This window comes from Fischerella sp. JS2 (assembly GCF_032393985.1).
In the GTDB taxonomy this organism is placed as follows: domain Bacteria; phylum Cyanobacteriota; class Cyanobacteriia; order Cyanobacteriales; family Nostocaceae; genus Fischerella.
Genome location: NZ_CP135918.1, coordinates 1,721,586 through 1,736,979, shown reverse-complemented (window position 1 = coordinate 1,736,979; position 15,394 = coordinate 1,721,586). Strand labels below are relative to the sequence as shown.

The 15,394-nt window shown below is 40.7% G+C and carries 13 protein-coding genes; 8 read left to right on the top strand and 5 right to left on the bottom strand.

The window, feature by feature from the left end; all coding sequences use genetic code 11:
- The first annotated feature begins 459 nt into the window (after window positions 1-459).
- Window positions 460-1,482, top strand: a complete 1,023-nt coding sequence (gene bioU / locus RS893_RS07230) for a (S)-8-amino-7-oxononanoate synthase BioU (protein ID WP_315790526.1) — start codon at window positions 460-462, stop codon at window positions 1,480-1,482.
- A 228-nt stretch (window positions 1,483-1,710) separates the two neighbouring features.
- Here bioU and RS893_RS07225 read toward each other — a convergent pair whose 3' ends face one another.
- Window positions 1,711-2,139, bottom strand: a complete 429-nt coding sequence (locus tag RS893_RS07225) for an EH signature domain-containing protein (RefSeq protein WP_315791903.1) — start codon at window positions 2,137-2,139, stop codon at window positions 1,711-1,713.
- Between the two features lie 310 nt (window positions 2,140-2,449).
- Here RS893_RS07225 and RS893_RS07220 point away from each other — a divergent pair, with 310 nt between their 5' ends.
- Both RS893_RS07220 and RS893_RS07215 read left to right on the top strand, forming a co-directional pair.
- Entirely contained in the window at window positions 2,450-2,638 is a 189-nt protein-coding gene (locus RS893_RS07220) for a hypothetical protein (protein ID WP_315790525.1), read from the top strand.
- A 35-nt stretch (window positions 2,639-2,673) separates the two neighbouring features.
- A complete protein-coding gene (locus RS893_RS07215) occupies window positions 2,674-2,874 on the top strand; it encodes a type II toxin-antitoxin system RelE/ParE family toxin (RefSeq protein ID WP_315791902.1) in 201 nt (66 codons plus the stop codon).
- A 294-nt stretch (window positions 2,875-3,168) separates the two neighbouring features.
- Here the strand turns inward: RS893_RS07215 and RS893_RS07210 are convergent, their stop codons facing one another.
- The 4 genes from RS893_RS07210 to RS893_RS07195 all read right to left on the bottom strand — a co-directional run bounded on the left by RS893_RS07210 (window position 3,169) and on the right by RS893_RS07195 (window position 8,402).
- Entirely contained in the window at window positions 3,169-3,717 is a 549-nt protein-coding gene (locus RS893_RS07210; RefSeq protein ID WP_315790524.1) for a hypothetical protein, read from the bottom strand.
- Between the two features lie 94 nt (window positions 3,718-3,811).
- Window positions 3,812-5,032 (bottom strand): type II secretion system F family protein, encoded by a 1,221-nt coding sequence (locus tag RS893_RS07205; RefSeq protein WP_315790522.1) that lies wholly within the window; start codon window positions 5,030-5,032, stop codon window positions 3,812-3,814.
- Window positions 5,033-5,149: 117 nt separating this feature from the next.
- Window positions 5,150-6,277, bottom strand: a complete 1,128-nt coding sequence (locus RS893_RS07200) for a type IV pilus twitching motility protein PilT (protein WP_315791901.1) — start codon at window positions 6,275-6,277, stop codon at window positions 5,150-5,152.
- Window positions 6,278-6,389: 112 nt separating this feature from the next.
- On the bottom strand, window positions 6,390-8,402 hold the full coding sequence (locus RS893_RS07195) for a GspE/PulE family protein (protein ID WP_315790520.1): 2,013 nt from the start codon (window positions 8,400-8,402) through the stop codon (window positions 6,390-6,392).
- Window positions 8,403-9,119: 717 nt separating this feature from the next.
- Between RS893_RS07195 and grpE the strand changes: the two genes are divergently transcribed.
- The 5 genes from grpE to rsgA all read left to right on the top strand — a co-directional run bounded on the left by grpE (window position 9,120) and on the right by rsgA (window position 15,374).
- The gene (gene grpE / locus RS893_RS07190) at window positions 9,120-9,860 is read left to right on the top strand and encodes a nucleotide exchange factor GrpE (RefSeq protein ID WP_315791900.1); all 741 of its coding nucleotides are present in this window, start codon (window positions 9,120-9,122) and stop codon (window positions 9,858-9,860) included.
- Window positions 9,861-10,172: 312 nt separating this feature from the next.
- Entirely contained in the window at window positions 10,173-12,134 is a 1,962-nt protein-coding gene (gene dnaK, locus RS893_RS07185; RefSeq protein WP_315790519.1) for a molecular chaperone DnaK, read from the top strand.
- A 731-nt stretch (window positions 12,135-12,865) separates the two neighbouring features.
- Complete coding sequence (gene dnaJ / locus RS893_RS07180) at window positions 12,866-13,996, top strand: molecular chaperone DnaJ (RefSeq protein WP_315790518.1); 1,131 nt, start codon at window positions 12,866-12,868, stop codon at window positions 13,994-13,996.
- Complete coding sequence (locus RS893_RS07175; protein ID WP_315790517.1) at window positions 13,993-14,250, top strand: sulfurtransferase TusA family protein; 258 nt, start codon at window positions 13,993-13,995, stop codon at window positions 14,248-14,250. Before dnaJ ends, RS893_RS07175 begins: the two co-directional genes overlap by 4 nt.
- Window positions 14,247-15,374: a small ribosomal subunit biogenesis GTPase RsgA gene (gene rsgA / locus RS893_RS07170; RefSeq protein ID WP_315790516.1), complete on the top strand. Its 1,128-nt coding sequence runs from the start codon at window positions 14,247-14,249 to the stop codon at window positions 15,372-15,374. Before RS893_RS07175 ends, rsgA begins: the two co-directional genes overlap by 4 nt.
- Window positions 15,375-15,394 lie beyond the last annotated feature (20 nt).

Here is a 15,394-nt window from a genome sequence, read left to right as displayed (position 1 = left end):
TATTACATGTAAGTTTCTCTTAACCTGATCGAGAAGTCAAGCTCAAAATTTAACTATCAACAAAATTGTATAAAGCTTAGAAATCCAGTGCTAGTCCTAGTAGAGCCAATAAAATCAGTTATAAAAGCATGATTTTTATTGAAAATATTTATCATTATAATTAATTTTGCCCAAATTAACTAACAGCGCGATCGCCTTAACTCATTTTTGTCTTGAAAATAGGTGTGGGGTGTAAGGGTGTAGAGAAGATGTAGCAGAGAGGTCAAAACTGTACTACACCCAACCGAGAACCTTCATAGTCTATTGCGTAGTTACACAACAGAATAACCTAGCATCAAAAATCAAGATAAAATTTATCGCTATTAGCTATAAACAAAGTCATAATCAGCAATCAAGAGTAGGAAAATTGCTATAGAGGCTGAATGTGAAAGCTAATTATTTAACTCAGCTAATTAACTTATGAATACAAACCAAGTAATGGGTTCTACCAATTTTTCTAAAGCAATACGTATCGGAGTACTGGGTTTTGGCGGACTAGGGCAAGCTGCTGCTAAAGTCCTTGCCCCCAAACGAGAAATGATTTTAGTAGCCGCAGCAGACAATAAAGGTTATGCTTACGCTACCGAGGGTTTAAATGCCCAAGAGTGCATTGCCACATATCAGTCCCAGGGTTCAGTAGGTTATTTAGAATCATTTGGCACATTAACCAATCGTAGTATTCAGGAATTAATAGAAAGCAATCAGCCTGTAAATGGTTATTTCTTAGCTTTACCAAACTTACCCAATGATTTTATTCCAACTGTCGTCAAGCAATTTATTAATTCTGGTTGGCGTGGGGTATTAGTAGATGCTATTAAACGTACAAGTGCAGTAGAACAACTAATAGCCCTGAAAGAAGAACTACAAGCCGCAAGTATTACCTACATGACAGGATGCGGGGCGACACCAGGACTATTAACAGCAGCAGCAGCGATCGCCGCCCAAAGCTACGCTGAAATTCATCGAGTAGAAATTACCTTTGGAGTAGGGATTGCTAATTGGGAAGCTTACCGCGCGACTATCCGCGAAGATATTGCCCACATGCCTGGTTACAACGTAGAAACAGCCAGGGCGATGACAGATGCAGAAGTAGAAGCCCTTTTGGATAAAACTAATGGCGTGTTGACATTGGAAAATATGGAACACGCCGACGACGTGATGTTAGAGTTAGCAGGAATTTGTTCACGCGATCGCGTTACTGTTGGCGGTGTCGTTGATACCAGAAATCCCAAAAAACCTCTTAGTACAAACGTCAAGGTAACAGGCCGTACTTTTGAAGGTAAGATTTCTACTCACACTTTTACATTAGGCGATGAAACCAGCATGGCCGCAAACGTTTGTGGCCCAGCCTTTGGCTATCTAAAAGCAGGCATAACCTTACATCAACGTGGCATACACGGAATATTCACTGCTGCTGAAATTATGCCGCAGTTTGTCAGATAAGTTTGTAGTAAGCACTTTAGTGCTTAAAAATGTGAGGGCTAAAGCCCTCACTACATACCTTCAAAATTCTAGAGTTCTTTAGTTACAGTAGTGCCTTGCTTCCTCCTCTAGCCTTTTAATTTCGCTTTCCCAGTACTGAAGTGTTATCCGTCGCTGTCTTAATTTATCTTCTGTAGGGGTTTGGGAAGGTTGTGTACCTGGGTTAGGATAAATTCTCCTACTTGCTAGCTATTGACAACAATAGTATTGCCAAAGATAAGCATGATCGTGTGTATCACCACCAAGAGAACGAATTTGCTTAACAGATAGCTGATTTTGACCGAAAAGTATCTGTTGATTTTTTGAGTTCTTGGGAAATAAACGAGTTTCACTACATCTTCCACGAAAGAACTCTACTACAAACCACTCACCAAAATCGAAAATACAAATTTCTGTTGGGTCGCTACCGTCATCTTTCAAGATATCAACATCTTGTTTGATATAGCTTCCCATAGTATTGAATATTTTTTGGGGAAGTAAAATGCGAATACGCTCAAAGCGATCGCTGTAAAATTTCCAAAATTCACTACGGCGTAATAGTTGATTTACCTCAAAGTCCTCTAATTGAAGTCTTTGCAAAATCAAATTTAATAACTTTTTAAAATCAGCATAATTAATTGCTCCTATCCAACAACCTATTGAAGGCTATTTGCTTCTTGACCTGCTGCTGTTTATTGAGTAGTTATCTCATCTAATTTGTCTTTAAAAAAATTCCGCTTGCGATTTAAATCGTAGTCTCATAACTGATATATATCTTGAAAATAGATGTGGGGGTGTAAGAGTATTATCCTATGTTAGAAAACCACTAGTTTGAAATCAAAAAACAATGTATTGAGTGGGGTAAGTGCCTGGTAGACCCTGAAAGAGATGGTGATAGCCAAACTAAGATATATTTAATTCTCAATTCTTAATTAATCTAGGAGCATTTATGAAAACCGAACACGAAAGAGAAGAATTAGTTAAAGCTATTAACTTACTGTTAAATCAAGCTTCCGACAGCACTTTAGACGAAATTTATGCACTCTTAAAAAGAATCGATGATGAAGAAGATGAAGAATATTTAAAAGCTTATGATGCTGCTAAAGAAGATATACGTATCAATGGCACTGTTTTATGAGAGCAAGCTAAAAATGAACTGAAAAAGGATGTTGCATAAGTTATAAAATTGAGATATCCAAACGAGCTTTAAAACAACTCAATAAGCTATCATCAGAATTTCAAGAATGTATACAAGCTAAAATTGACGATTTAGCCTCAGAACCCCGTCCAAATGGGGTAAAGAAGTTAAAAAATAGAGAAAATGGTTATCGAATTAGAGTAGGTGATTATTGCATCTTGTATGATAATTTATGACGATATTTTATTGATAACGATTGTAGAAATAGGTCATAGAGTTAAAGTTTTTAAAGATGAAAGTTGACAAGTAAAATTTTAAATTGCACTCTTATAGCTTATAGCTAAAGTCTGCTTAAGCAGACTGTTTGATTTATTTGAGATCATCTTCGCTTGAATACTTATACTGTCGCATAGGTTGGTAATTGGTAATGGGTAATTGTCAATTGTCATTGGTGATTAGTTTTTCTCCTCTGCTTCCTTGTCTCCCTTGTCTTCCCAATTTTGAATTTTGAATTTTGAATTGTTTTGTCCCTAATCCCCGATCCCCAATCCCTCTTCTTCCTCATCCAACATTAATTCTGGAGTTTGCACCACAAACGGTAAATCTGCGCCTAATATACCCCGCTTGATCCGCTCAAGTGTCTCTGGAAAAACCACAAACAGAGGATATATAGTATTTGTCCCCTCGCTTAAAATATGTTGGTAGCGGGGGGACATCAACCATTCATAGTCTTGATCCAAACAAACTTGTGTTTGTCGCCAGCGTCCCAAAAAATCTGAAAAGTCTTCATGGGGACGATGAATAAAAACAATAATTTCGCTGCCTGTTTTAATTTTCCATTCAGGATCACACATTAAAATTGCTACATCACAGGGTAGAGAAATAGTTTTACCTGTAGTTGTTGCTTCCCCATGCAAACGCACAATTGGCAAAGGAATGGTAATGATGCTTTCGTCTGGACGACGCAGACTGGGAATCATTTCCAAGTATGGACGATGTTGCTTAAGGAGTGCGATCGCACCAATATTATTACTATACTCAGCTAAACTAGTTTCATAATGTGATTTTTTGAAGAGCATAATCAAAATTATGAATTATAAATTATTATTTTCAATTTGGAATTAAGGATGAAAAAATAATGTTAATCTTTCATCCTTTATCCTTAATTTTCTTTTAGCCTAACTTTTCAAATACCTTAAATAAAGGCAAATACATTGACATCAAAATAGTACCAACCATTCCACCCAAAATTACAATCATTACTGGTTCCAAAACACTAGTAAGGGCTTTCACTGCTTGCTCTACTTCATCTTCATAAAAATCAGCTATTTTCATCAACATGCCATCTAATTCACCAGTTTCTTCACCAATACTGATCATTTGAATTGCCATAGGCGGAAAAACTTGCTCTTTTTGTAAGGCAATGCTAATCATACCTCCTTGTTGAATTTCTACACGTGCTGCATCAATAGCATTAGAAACTACTTGATTACCAGAAGTATCTCGCACAATTTCTAAAGAAGTGAGAATTGGCACACCTGAACGAGTTAAAGCCCCAAAAGTACGGCTAAAACGAGCAACAGATGACTTTTGGATTAAGTCACCAAATAACGGCATTTTGAGGGAAAGACGATCAATAGTTTCCTTACCAACACGAGTTTTATAGTACTGTTTGTAAGCAAATGCTAATGCCATCAAAGATCCAACAAACACAAAAATCCGCCAACTTCGCAGAACTTCACTACAAAACATCATGAATTGAGTCAAGGGTGGTAGTTCTGTTCCTAATTCCTCAAAAATTTTGGCAAAAATGGGAATCAGAAAAACCGTCATACCCACAAAAATAGCGATCGCGATAATACTAACAGCAACTGGATAAGCAAGTGCTGATTTAATTTGGTTTTGTAGACGTGCAATATCTTCTAGTAACTTAGCTAAGCGATTTAGTACTTCATCTAGAACACCACCAACCTCGCCAGCCTGAATCATACTGACATATAAACCATCAAAACAATCAGGATGCTTACGCATTGCTTCCGAAAGGTTTACCCCATTTTGAACTTCACTACTAATATCCAAAAGGGATTGTTTGAGTTTCGGATTAGTACATTGCTCAGATAGTACTCCCAAACTTCTCACTATAGCGACTCCTGCATTCACCAAAGCAGCAAATTGACGAGAAAAAACTGCTTTATCTTTGACAGAAACTTTGACTAATGATGTCTGAATTTTTTTTAGATCAAAATCTCCAAAACCTTGAGATTTTTTCAAGTCTTGAACAACAAATCCTTGCTGTCTGAGAGTAGTACGTGCTTCTGCTAAGTTTTCTGCAACAATCTTTTCTGTTTTAGATTTGCCTTGGGCATCCCGAATACGAGCAACGAATGTAGGCATGAATTTCCTCTATCCGTATGAAAGTGAATAAATTAGTTGTTGGTTATTAGTTGTTAGTTGTTTGGAAAATACTGAAAAATTCAAGCAACAACGAACTATTAACTAATAACGAAATTTTTAATGTGTTTTTATAGCCCCAGTTGCACCGACTTTTCCGGCAGCAGGTGGTGCAGCAGGACCAATAAGACGTTGCACTTCATCTGGCTTAGAAGTTTTAGACATTGCTGCTTCAAAAGAAATAGTTCCTACTTTATATAAATCAGCTAAAACCTTCTCCAGAGTTTGCATACCTAATTTACCACCTGTCTGAATAGATGAGTAAATTTGTGCTGTTTTGCCTTCACGAATCAAGTTAGAAATAGCTGGAGTAACTATCATTATTTCCTGTGCCATTACTCGACCAAATTCACCTGCTTTGGGATTCTTTTTTGGAACTAAAGTTTGGCTAAATACTGCTACTAGCGAGTTAGATAACTGTACTCGTACTTGAGTTTGTTTTTCATGGGGAAAAACGTCAATAATTCGGTCAACAGTTTGTGCTGCCGAACTAGTATGTAAAGTACCAAATACTAAGTGACCAGTTTCAGCAGCAGAAATAGCTAAAGAAATAGTTTCTAAGTCCCGCATTTCTCCTACCAGAATAATATCTGGATCTTCTCTAAGAGCGGCTTTCAAAGCATTAGCAAAACTCTTTGTATCTTCACCCAATTGCCTTTGATGAATTAGACTTTTGATTGGTTCATAAACAAACTCTATCGGATCTTCTACTGTCAATATATGTTCTGCGCGTGTGCGGTTAATTAAATCAATCATTGCCGCTAGAGTAGTTGTTTTTCCAGAACCAGTAGGGCCTGTAACTAGAATTAATCCCCTGGGCTTTTCCGACATTTCTCGTACTACATCGGGCAAACCTAATTTATCAAAGTTAGGTATTTTAGAACTTAATGCCCGCAAACAAGCTGCATAAGAACCGCGTTCTTTATAAACATTAACGCGGAAACGTGCTAATCCCTTAACACCATAAGAACAATCTAACTCCCAGTTTTGCTCTAATGTTTTTCGTTGGGAGTTATTGAGCATACTGAAAATTAACCTTTGGCACTGATCCCCAGATAAAGGCTCTTCGCCAATGGGTGTTAATTTACCACTAATGCGAAAATAGGGGGGCAAACCAGCAGATAAATGCATATCCGAACCACCCATTTCAATCATTTGCTCCATTAAATCTTCAATCATCATTTCCATAGTTTTTTCCTGTTTTATTTGTTGATTGTTAGTGGGTAGAGACGCAAGGAACATCGCGTCTGCACATTAGTTGTTAGTTGTTTTCAAATAACCAACGACAAATGACTATTGACTAATCTTGAAAACGAGGCGTCATGCAATACGGACAATCCAACCATTCTGGCCGCAACCCCGCATTACAAGTCCGGCAAGTCAGACTAGTCTTGCGTTTGGCTTTCAGTTCTGCTTCTAAGCCTGTGTCAGTAAAGGTGACTCGTTCTACCTCTTCTAGGGTGGTTGAACCTTGACGTACTAAGTCCAAGCTGTAGGCCAGCAAGGTTTTCATACCCTCTTCTACTGCTACTTCTTTGATGCGTTCTGTCGGTGCTTCTTCGTTAATGAGGGTTTGCAGACTTTCACTGATTCGCATTACCTCATAGACACCACAACGTCCTTTGTAGCCTACGCCATTACAGGTGGGACAAATATGACCTTGAGTTTTGGCTGCTTGAATTTCCTCTGTGGTCAGAGTATTAGCTTTATAAAAGGTTACTTCTACTTCTTGGGAAGCCGACAAACCATAACGGGCGAGTTCTTCTACTGTGGGTGTGTAGGGAATGCGACAGTCAGGACACACACGCCGTACCAAACGCTGGGCCAAGACACCAATCAATGAACTAGAAACCATGAAAGGTTCAATACCCATTTCTCCTAAACGAGCGATCGCACCAGGAGCATCATTAGTATGTAAAGTAGTTAATACTAAGTGACCAGTTAATGCTGCTTCAATCGCCGTTTTTGCTGTTTCTTTATCCCGTGTTTCACCTACGAGTAGCACATCTGGATCTTGTCGCAAAAATGCCCTTAATGCCGTTGCAAAATCTAACCCTTTTTCCCGAATTACCTGTACTTGAGTAATTCCCGGCAAACTGTACTCAATTGGATCTTCTACAGTACTGATATTAATTCCCGGCTCGTTTCTTTCTGCTAGCGCTGAATACAGCGAAGTTGTCTTACCAGAACCTGTCGGTCCTGTTACTAAAATTAAGCCAAAGGGACGGCTAACCATTTCTTGAACAATATGCAACGTCTCTGGATCGGTAATTAGCTTATCTAAACCGAGTTGCGTGGCAGAGTTATCCAAAATCCGTAGTACTACTTTTTCCCCGTAGCGACTGGGTAAAGTATTTACACGGAAGTCAACTTTACGCCCCTCGAACAAGCGTCTAATCCGTCCGTCTTGAGGTAAGCGTCGTTCAGCAATATCTAAATTGGCAATGATTTTAAACCGCGCTGTCACAGCAGGAATGATTTTTTTTGGCAAAGGGTCGAAAGCCTCCCGCAAAACCCCATCTTTACGAAAGCGAATGCGGAGGTTTTCTTCTTGTGGTTCTATATGAATATCAGATACTTTCTCATGCAGTGCTTTAGCCAAGATTCTGTTCACCAGATTGATCACAGGTGCATCTTCAGCACCCTTCATCGCCGCCCCTAAGTCAGCTTCGGATTCTTCTGGAGCGTCATTTAGGTTAAGATTTTCTAGATTTTCTAAATCTTGATTGATGTCTGTATATTTTTCTTGTTCTAAATGCTTTTGCCGAACAGCTAAATCATTCAGATATACGTTGATTAAAAGTTGATAATCTTCTTGAGTAATTACCATGCGCTGCAAGGTCAAGCCTTGGGGGCGCAGAATCCGGTTTAAGTCATCTGAAGCTTCTAGATTATCTGGATCAACCATCGCCACTAGCACAGAGGGCGGGTTTTGATCCTCGTTTTTCGACAGTGGTACTAAGCGGTGACGACGACAAACATCTACTGGAATGAGGGTATCAATCAGGTGGGCTACTGTGGTGCTACCTACCGAACTAATTTCCGGATCGAGGGATTCTACGCCGTAAAGTATTTTAAGTTCAAATAACTGCTGTTTTTTGTACTGCCTGAGTAACTCTGGTGATAATTGTCGCCCCGATACTGATTCGAGTACTTCTATTAAAGGGATACCAGACTTGCGGCTTTCAATTAGCGCCTGTCTCATTTGTTCGCTGTTGACAAAGCCAGATTGTACAAGTTTGTTACCAAAGGGTGAAAATTCTGCTCTGGTAGATAGAGCTGTACTACGCCGTTGTGGTGACGAGTTAGTCATATATCAACTATAAATATCGGGAACCTCTCAATAGAGTATTCCCAAGCTGTGAACAAGAATTTACATACCCAACGAACAAAGGCAGAGGAGGCGCTTCTTGTTCGCCTGCAGGCGAACAAGAAGCGCCGTGGCAGAAGGTAAAATGTTAAAAAAATTTATACTAAGTAACTTAGTTTTCTGTATTCTGCTACTTTGTTGTACAAGTAATTATTTATACTTATACGTTAATTAGGTTTTGGCTCTTGCTCCATAAGGCTTTGATGCTGATTTGCGGATATATTTATTAAATATTTAAAATAAATTTGTGAAATATACCTAGAAAATCTTATATTTCCAAGAGACCAGCAAAAAGTGGCAATCGCCAAAATTCAAGAGCACCAGAGTTATTGGCTTTTCTCTAGCATTAGCGTCTGCACTAAGATGTCCAGCATTTGTCAAAATAGATGACGGTAACATCACTTCCAGGAGAATGTCGGCAACAAAACACACCTATTGTTGCCAGCTAGCCATAGACTTCTTGCACTCTTGTAGAGCAAGGGTAAAGAGTAAGGGGTAAAGGGTAAAGGAATTTTATTGAGCAATTCTTTGTTCCAGTTTCTTTTACCTTTTCCTTACAACAAACTTTACTCTTTTCTCAATTTCTACAAAAAGTCTAATGTATAGCTGCAAATATGGCGATAAATTGTCGTATCAAGTATCTGGGATGAGTACATAATGATGGACGAAGATAAACAAATAAACAACACGAGTCAGCAATTGGGTGAACCAACAGAGGTCAAACAAGCAATGAACAGTGACTCCCCAGTTCCAATGGATGCCAATGAACCTGGCAGCGAGGTGACAGAGCAAGTGGCAGACGCTACTAGCGTACCTGAAAACACAGTTATACCCAGTCAAGAAAACGGGGTTGCTGCTACTCAGACAGTTGATACAGCTGCTTTAGCACAGATGAGTCAACAAATCGAGTCTCTCAAGGCTCAGTTAGAAGAACGTAGCAGCCAATATATGCGAATTGCGGCAGATTTTGAGAATTACCGCAAACGCACTATTAAAGAAAAAGAGGATCTAGAGGCGCAGGCAAAGCGGAATGCTATTACTGAATTGCTACCGGTAGTTGATAATTTCGAGCGGGCGCGATCGCAAATCAAACCCCAAACCGATGGGGAAATGGCAATTCATAAAAGTTATCAAGGAGTTTACAAATTACTAGTAGATTGCCTGAAGCGCTTAGGTGTATCACCAATGCGTCCCGAAGGTCAACCATTCGATCCCAACCTACACGAAGCAGTAATGCGGGAACCTACGGATGAATATCCTGAAGGAACAGTGTTAGAAGAGTTAGTACGCGGATATTACTTGGGCGAGCGCGTGCTACGCCATGCAATGGTTAAAGTGGCTGCTCCTAAAGAAGATACGCCATCTTCAGAGGAAAACCAGTCTCCTCCAGCAAATAGTTAAATAGTCGTCATTTGTCATTTGTTCTTTGTCCTTTGTCATTTGTAATAAGTAGTAACTATTAATCAATGACCAATGACTAATGACCACTGACCAATGACTAATGACCACTGACTAACTAGGCGAGCATCGCATATAAAAACGTACAAAAGGTAGTCCGCGAAATATAACGCCCGAAGTTTTGTCGCTTTCCCCAGTGGGAACGCCAACGGAGGGACGGTTGCCAGTGGAATAAACACCACTGGAAAAACTGTCCTCCGAAAGCTGCTACCTATACTTCGAGGAGTAAAGTACTCAGTAAAAATACCGATACACATGGGAAAAGTTATTGGGATCGACTTAGGCACTACCAACAGTTGCGTCGCAGTTTTGGAAGGTGGTCAACCAATTGTTATTGCCAATTCAGAAGGTGGACGAACCACTCCTAGTATCGTGGGTTTCGGCAAGGGTGGTGAGCGCTTAGTTGGTCCACTGGCAAAGCGCCAAGCCGTCACGAATGCCGAAAACACAATCTACAGTATCAAACGATTTATCGGTCGTCGCTGGGATGACACAGATGCAGAACGCGATCGCGTACCTTATAACTGTGTTAAAGGTCGAGATGATACTGTTGATGTTCAAATTCGTGGACGAAACTACACACCACAAGAAATATCCGCAATGATCCTACAAAAGCTCAAACAGGATGCGGAAAACTTTTTGGGTGAACCGGTAACAAAAGCAGTCATTACCGTACCTGCTTATTTTACAGATGCTCAAAGACAAGCAACCAAAGACTCTGGAACCATTGCTGGACTTGAAGTCTTGCGGATCATTAACGAACCAACCGCAGCCGCTTTAGCTTTTGGTTTAGATAAGCAAGACCAAGAACAGCTAATTCTAGTGTTTGACTTGGGAGGTGGTACTTTCGATGTATCCATCCTGCAATTAGGGGATGGTGTGTTTGAAGTTAAAGCAACTAGTGGTAACAACCACTTGGGTGGAGACGATTTTGACAACTGTATTGTCCGTTGGATGATAGATATATTTTTACAGCAAGTTAAAATTGACCTTTCCCAAGACAAAATGGCTCTGCAACGCTTGCGGGAAGCAGCAGAAAAGGCAAAAATTGAACTTTCAACTATGGTAAGTACTTCGATTAACTTGCCATTTATTACTGCCAATGAAACAGGACCAAAACATCTAGAAATGGAACTCACCCGTGCCAAATTTGAAGAATTGACGGGTCATTTAATAGAAGCCACTATAGAACCGATGGTTCAGGCACTCAAAGACGCAGACCTGAAACCACAAGCCATTGATCGGATTATTTTGGTAGGCGGTTCTACTCGTATCCCTGCTGTACAAAATGCCTTAATTAAATTTTTTAACGGCAAAACACCTGATCGTTCTATTAACCCAGATGAAGCAGTAGCACTCGGAGCTGCTATCCAAGCTGGGGTACTAGGTGGCGAAGTTGACAATCTCCTGTTATTAGATGTTACACCTCTGTCACTGGGAATTGAAACTCTAGGAGAAGTATTCACCAAAATCATCGAACGTAACACTACAATTCCTACAAGTAAATCCCAAGTTTTTTCCACAGCTGTTGATGGACAAACCTCAGTGGAAATTCATGTCCTCCAAGGTGAACGGGCGATGGCAAAAGATAATAAAAGCTTGGGTAAATTTTTACTCACAGGAATTCCCCCAGCGCCTCGTGGTGTACCACAAATTGAAGTAAGTTTTGAGATTGATGTCAACGGAATCATGAAAGTCTCTGCTCAAGACAAAGGTACAGGCAGAGAACAGAGTATTCGCATAACTAACACAGGTGGCTTAAGCAGCAACGAAGTTGAACGAATGCGGCAAGAAGCTGAAATGTTTGCCGAAGAAGACAGAAGACGTATAGAACTAGCAGCATTGAAAAACCAAGCGGACAATTTGTTCTACAGTTACGAATCGACAATTAAAGATAATGGCAACTTGATCGGCGAACAGATGAAAGGTTTGGCAGATGAAAAACTTGCCTATCTGAAAGCAGCTATTTCTGAATCCAGCATTTCGGTTGCAGAATTCAAACAGCGCTTAGAAGACTTCCAGCAAACTCTATTTAACATAGGTGCTGAAGTTTACAACCGTGTTAACGATGGTCAAGAAGATGATGTTCCTTCCTATGCACATAGTTCCCCTACACCGGAACAATCTGAGTCATTGCATGGCACACTGACACCACAATTTAACTTTGATTTTGAAGAGGAAAATACTCTACATGCTGATTATGAGACTATAGATTAAAAATGTTAGTAGTTAGTGGGTAGAGACGCGAGGAACATCGCGTCTGTACATTAGTAGTTAGTAGGTAATGGATGATAGGTCATTGGTCGTTGTTATTAGCCATCAACCACTAATCAATAACCACTAACCACTATCCACTATCTACTATCCAATAACCACTAATCACTATCCACGATTCAAAAATATATAATTTCAGACTCATGGGGGGTTTTCCACACCTATAAGTGCGGCTAGCCCCTCTAACTAATGGGCAGAGTTTTTCTCTTATACGTAGCACAATTGTAAAAGAGACAGCTTCAGGCCAAAGCTTTGTCGTCTTTGACGGCAGTCGCGACAACGGAGCAGGTGCAACAATGCTGTTAATTCCTATGGGCGCACAGCCTTAGAAACCTCCTAGTTAGCACTGGTTCCGCAATGCGCTGCTTCACGAAGAAAGCACCTGTTGCTATAAACTTGCTGGTGATTTATATAAAAGGTAAAAGGTAAAATCAATATATTAATAAAATTTAATCGTTGCCTTCTGCCTTCTGTGGGGCCTACACAAATTCGCGATTTTGATCGCAAATTGGTGGAGAACCCCTTCTGTCTGCCCGAACTTCTTGGGGGCGTAAGCCGTCCCACGAGCTTTAAGGCAAGTTGCAACTCAATCGAGTTGACGCTTTGAGTCTTGTGCGTCTACGAAGTTATCCCTGCATAGCTGCTTTCTACCTTTTAACTTTCACCTTTGCTATATGGCCCGCGACTATTACGAAATTCTGGGTGTCTCTCGTGACGCCGATAAAGAAGAAATCAAACATGCCTATCGCCGCTTAGCCCGGAAGTATCACCCAGATGTGAACAAGGAACCGGGAGCCGAAGAGCGCTTTAAGGAAATTAACCGCGCCTATGAGATACTCTCAGAACCCGAAACTCGCGCTCGTTATGACCGCTTCGGTGAAGCTGGAGTTTCTGCTGGAGCCGGCGTAGGCTACCAAGATGTTGATATGGGTGGTTTTGCCGATATCTTTGAAAGCATCTTCAGTGGCTTTGCCGGTGGTATGGGCACTCAAGCACAAAGACGACGCAGTGGTCCAGTTAGGGGTGATGACCTACGGCTAGACCTGAAGTTAGACTTTCGAGAAGCAGTATTTGGTGGTGAAAAGGAAATTCGCATTTCGCATTTAGAGACTTGCGAAGTTTGTAGCGGTTCTGGTGCAAAGCCTGGTACTCGTCCTCGCACTTGTTCAACTTGCAGCGGTTCAGGTCAAGTACGCCGTGTAACGAGAACACCATTTGGTAGTTTTACTCAAGTCTCGACTTGTCCCACCTGTAATGGTACAGGTACGGTCATAGAAGACAAATGCGACGCTTGTGACGGTAAGGGGGCAAATCAAGTTACAAAGAAACTCAAAATTACCATTCCTGCTGGGGTAGATAACGGAACACGCTTGCGGATATCTCAAGAAGGAGACGCAGGTCAACGTGGAGGCCCGCCTGGAGATTTGTACGTCTACTTGTTTGTCAATGAAGACCAAGAATTCCAACGGGATGGCATTAATATTATTTCAGAAATAAAAATTAGCTATCTCCAAGCTATTTTGGGTTCTCGCTTAGAAGTGAATACAGTAGATGGGCCTGTAGAACTGACTATTCCACCAGGAACCCAGCCAAATACGGTAATGAAGTTAGAAAATCGTGGTGTGCCACGTCTGGGGAACCCAGTGAGTCGAGGCGACCACATGATTACAGTATTGATAGATATTCCCACCAAGATAACTCCAGAGGAACGAGAATTGTTAGAAAAGCTAGCTAAAATTAGAGGAGACCGCACTGGTAAAGGTGGTATAGAAGGTTTTCTGGGTAATATATTTCATCCACGATGAGTCTATCTTCTGTTTCAACTCCTGATGCTCAACTTGACTTGCGTGGCACTCCTTGCCCGATTAATTTTGTGCGTACAAAGCTCCGTTTAGAACAAATGCAACCCGGAGCTTTATTAGAAGTCTGGCTAGACCCTGGTGAGCCAATTGAGCAAGTCCCTGATAGTCTGACAATGGCTGGTTATCAGGTAGAGCAAATTACAGACTGCGCTGGCTATTTTTCTTTGTTAGTACGCCGTCCCGTTAGCACCTCATGACAGAGGAAGCGTTACGAGATTCTTTTAGGTTGTTGGGTACGGTATTAGCCGTGCAGGCTAATTATTATCGAGTACAACTGGATTTAGGAGGCGAGGACAGGGACAAGGAGGAAAAGGAAGACAAGGAAGATAAAAAGCTATTTTCTCCCTTTTCTCCGCCTTCTCCACTCCTATTATGTACTCGTAGAACGCGCTTAAAAAAAATTGGTCAGCAGGTAATGGTAGGCGATCGCGTCGTAGTAGAAGAACCAGATTGGACTGGTCAAAGAGGCGCGATCGCTGATGTTTTACCCCGAAAAAATCAATTGGATCGTCCAGCGATCGCCAATGTCAATCAAATTCTTTTGGTGTTTGCTGTTGCTGATCCACCTCTAGAACCCTATCAACTCAGCCGCTTTCTAGTAAAAGCTGAGTCTACAGGTTTAGATGTAGTTTTATGTCTAAATAAAAGTGACTTAATTACAACCCAACAGCAGGCGGAAATACATCAACGTCTAAGCAATTGGGGTTATCAGCCAATATTTATCAGTGTATATAAAAGTATAAATATTGACGAGCTAGCAAACCTACTCAAAGACAATATCACTGTTCTTGCTGGCCCTTCAGGTGTGGGAAAGTCCAGTTTAATCAATACTTTGATTCCTACCATTAACCTACGAGTAGGTGAAATTTCTGGTAAACTTGCTCGTGGTCGTCACACTACTCGCCATGTAGAGTTGTTTGATTTGCCGAGTGGGGGTTTGTTAGCAGATACGCCTGGTTTTAATCAACCTGACTTGGATTGTACACCAGAAGAATTAGCTACTTATTTTCCAGAAGCTAGGCAGCGATTAGCTGTTGCTAAATGTCGATTTAGTAATTGTCTGCATCGAGACGAACCTGATTGTGCAGTACAAGGAGATTGGGAGCGTTATCAGCATTATTTAGAGTTTTTAGAAGAAGTGATCGCCCGTCAATCTCAACTTAATCAGCAAGCCGATCCAGAATCTACAGTGAAGGTAAAAACAAAAGGTAAAGGTAAGCACAAGTACGAACCGAAGTTAGAAAGTAAAAAATATCGCCAGAAATCTCGACGAACACAGTTACAAGAGTTGCAAGAGTTGTATCGAGAGAGTGAACAATAGGAATCGGGGACTTATCAATT

What these genes read in the sequence shown, in the direction of transcription:
- grpE (WP_315791900.1), top strand. Translation starts at nt 9,120, where the DNA reads ATGGACGAAGATAAACAAATAAACAACACGAGTCAGCAATTGGGTGAA.
- RS893_RS07210 (WP_315790524.1), bottom strand. Translation starts at nt 3,717, where the DNA reads ATGCTCTTCAAAAAATCACATTATGAAACTAGTTTAGCTGAGTATAGT.
- RS893_RS07200 (WP_315791901.1), bottom strand. Translation starts at nt 6,277, where the DNA reads ATGGAAATGATGATTGAAGATTTAATGGAGCAAATGATTGAAATGGGT.
- RS893_RS07195 (WP_315790520.1), bottom strand. Translation starts at nt 8,402, where the DNA reads ATGACTAACTCGTCACCACAACGGCGTAGTACAGCTCTATCTACCAGA.
- RS893_RS07175 (WP_315790517.1), top strand. Translation starts at nt 13,993, where the DNA reads ATGAGTCTATCTTCTGTTTCAACTCCTGATGCTCAACTTGACTTGCGT.
- rsgA (WP_315790516.1), top strand. Translation starts at nt 14,247, where the DNA reads ATGACAGAGGAAGCGTTACGAGATTCTTTTAGGTTGTTGGGTACGGTA.
- RS893_RS07205 (WP_315790522.1), bottom strand. Translation starts at nt 5,032, where the DNA reads ATGCCTACATTCGTTGCTCGTATTCGGGATGCCCAAGGCAAATCTAAA.
- bioU (WP_315790526.1), top strand. Translation starts at nt 460, where the DNA reads ATGAATACAAACCAAGTAATGGGTTCTACCAATTTTTCTAAAGCAATA.
- dnaJ (WP_315790518.1), top strand. Translation starts at nt 12,866, where the DNA reads ATGGCCCGCGACTATTACGAAATTCTGGGTGTCTCTCGTGACGCCGAT.
- RS893_RS07220 (WP_315790525.1), top strand. Translation starts at nt 2,450, where the DNA reads ATGAAAACCGAACACGAAAGAGAAGAATTAGTTAAAGCTATTAACTTA.
- dnaK (WP_315790519.1), top strand. Translation starts at nt 10,173, where the DNA reads ATGGGAAAAGTTATTGGGATCGACTTAGGCACTACCAACAGTTGCGTC.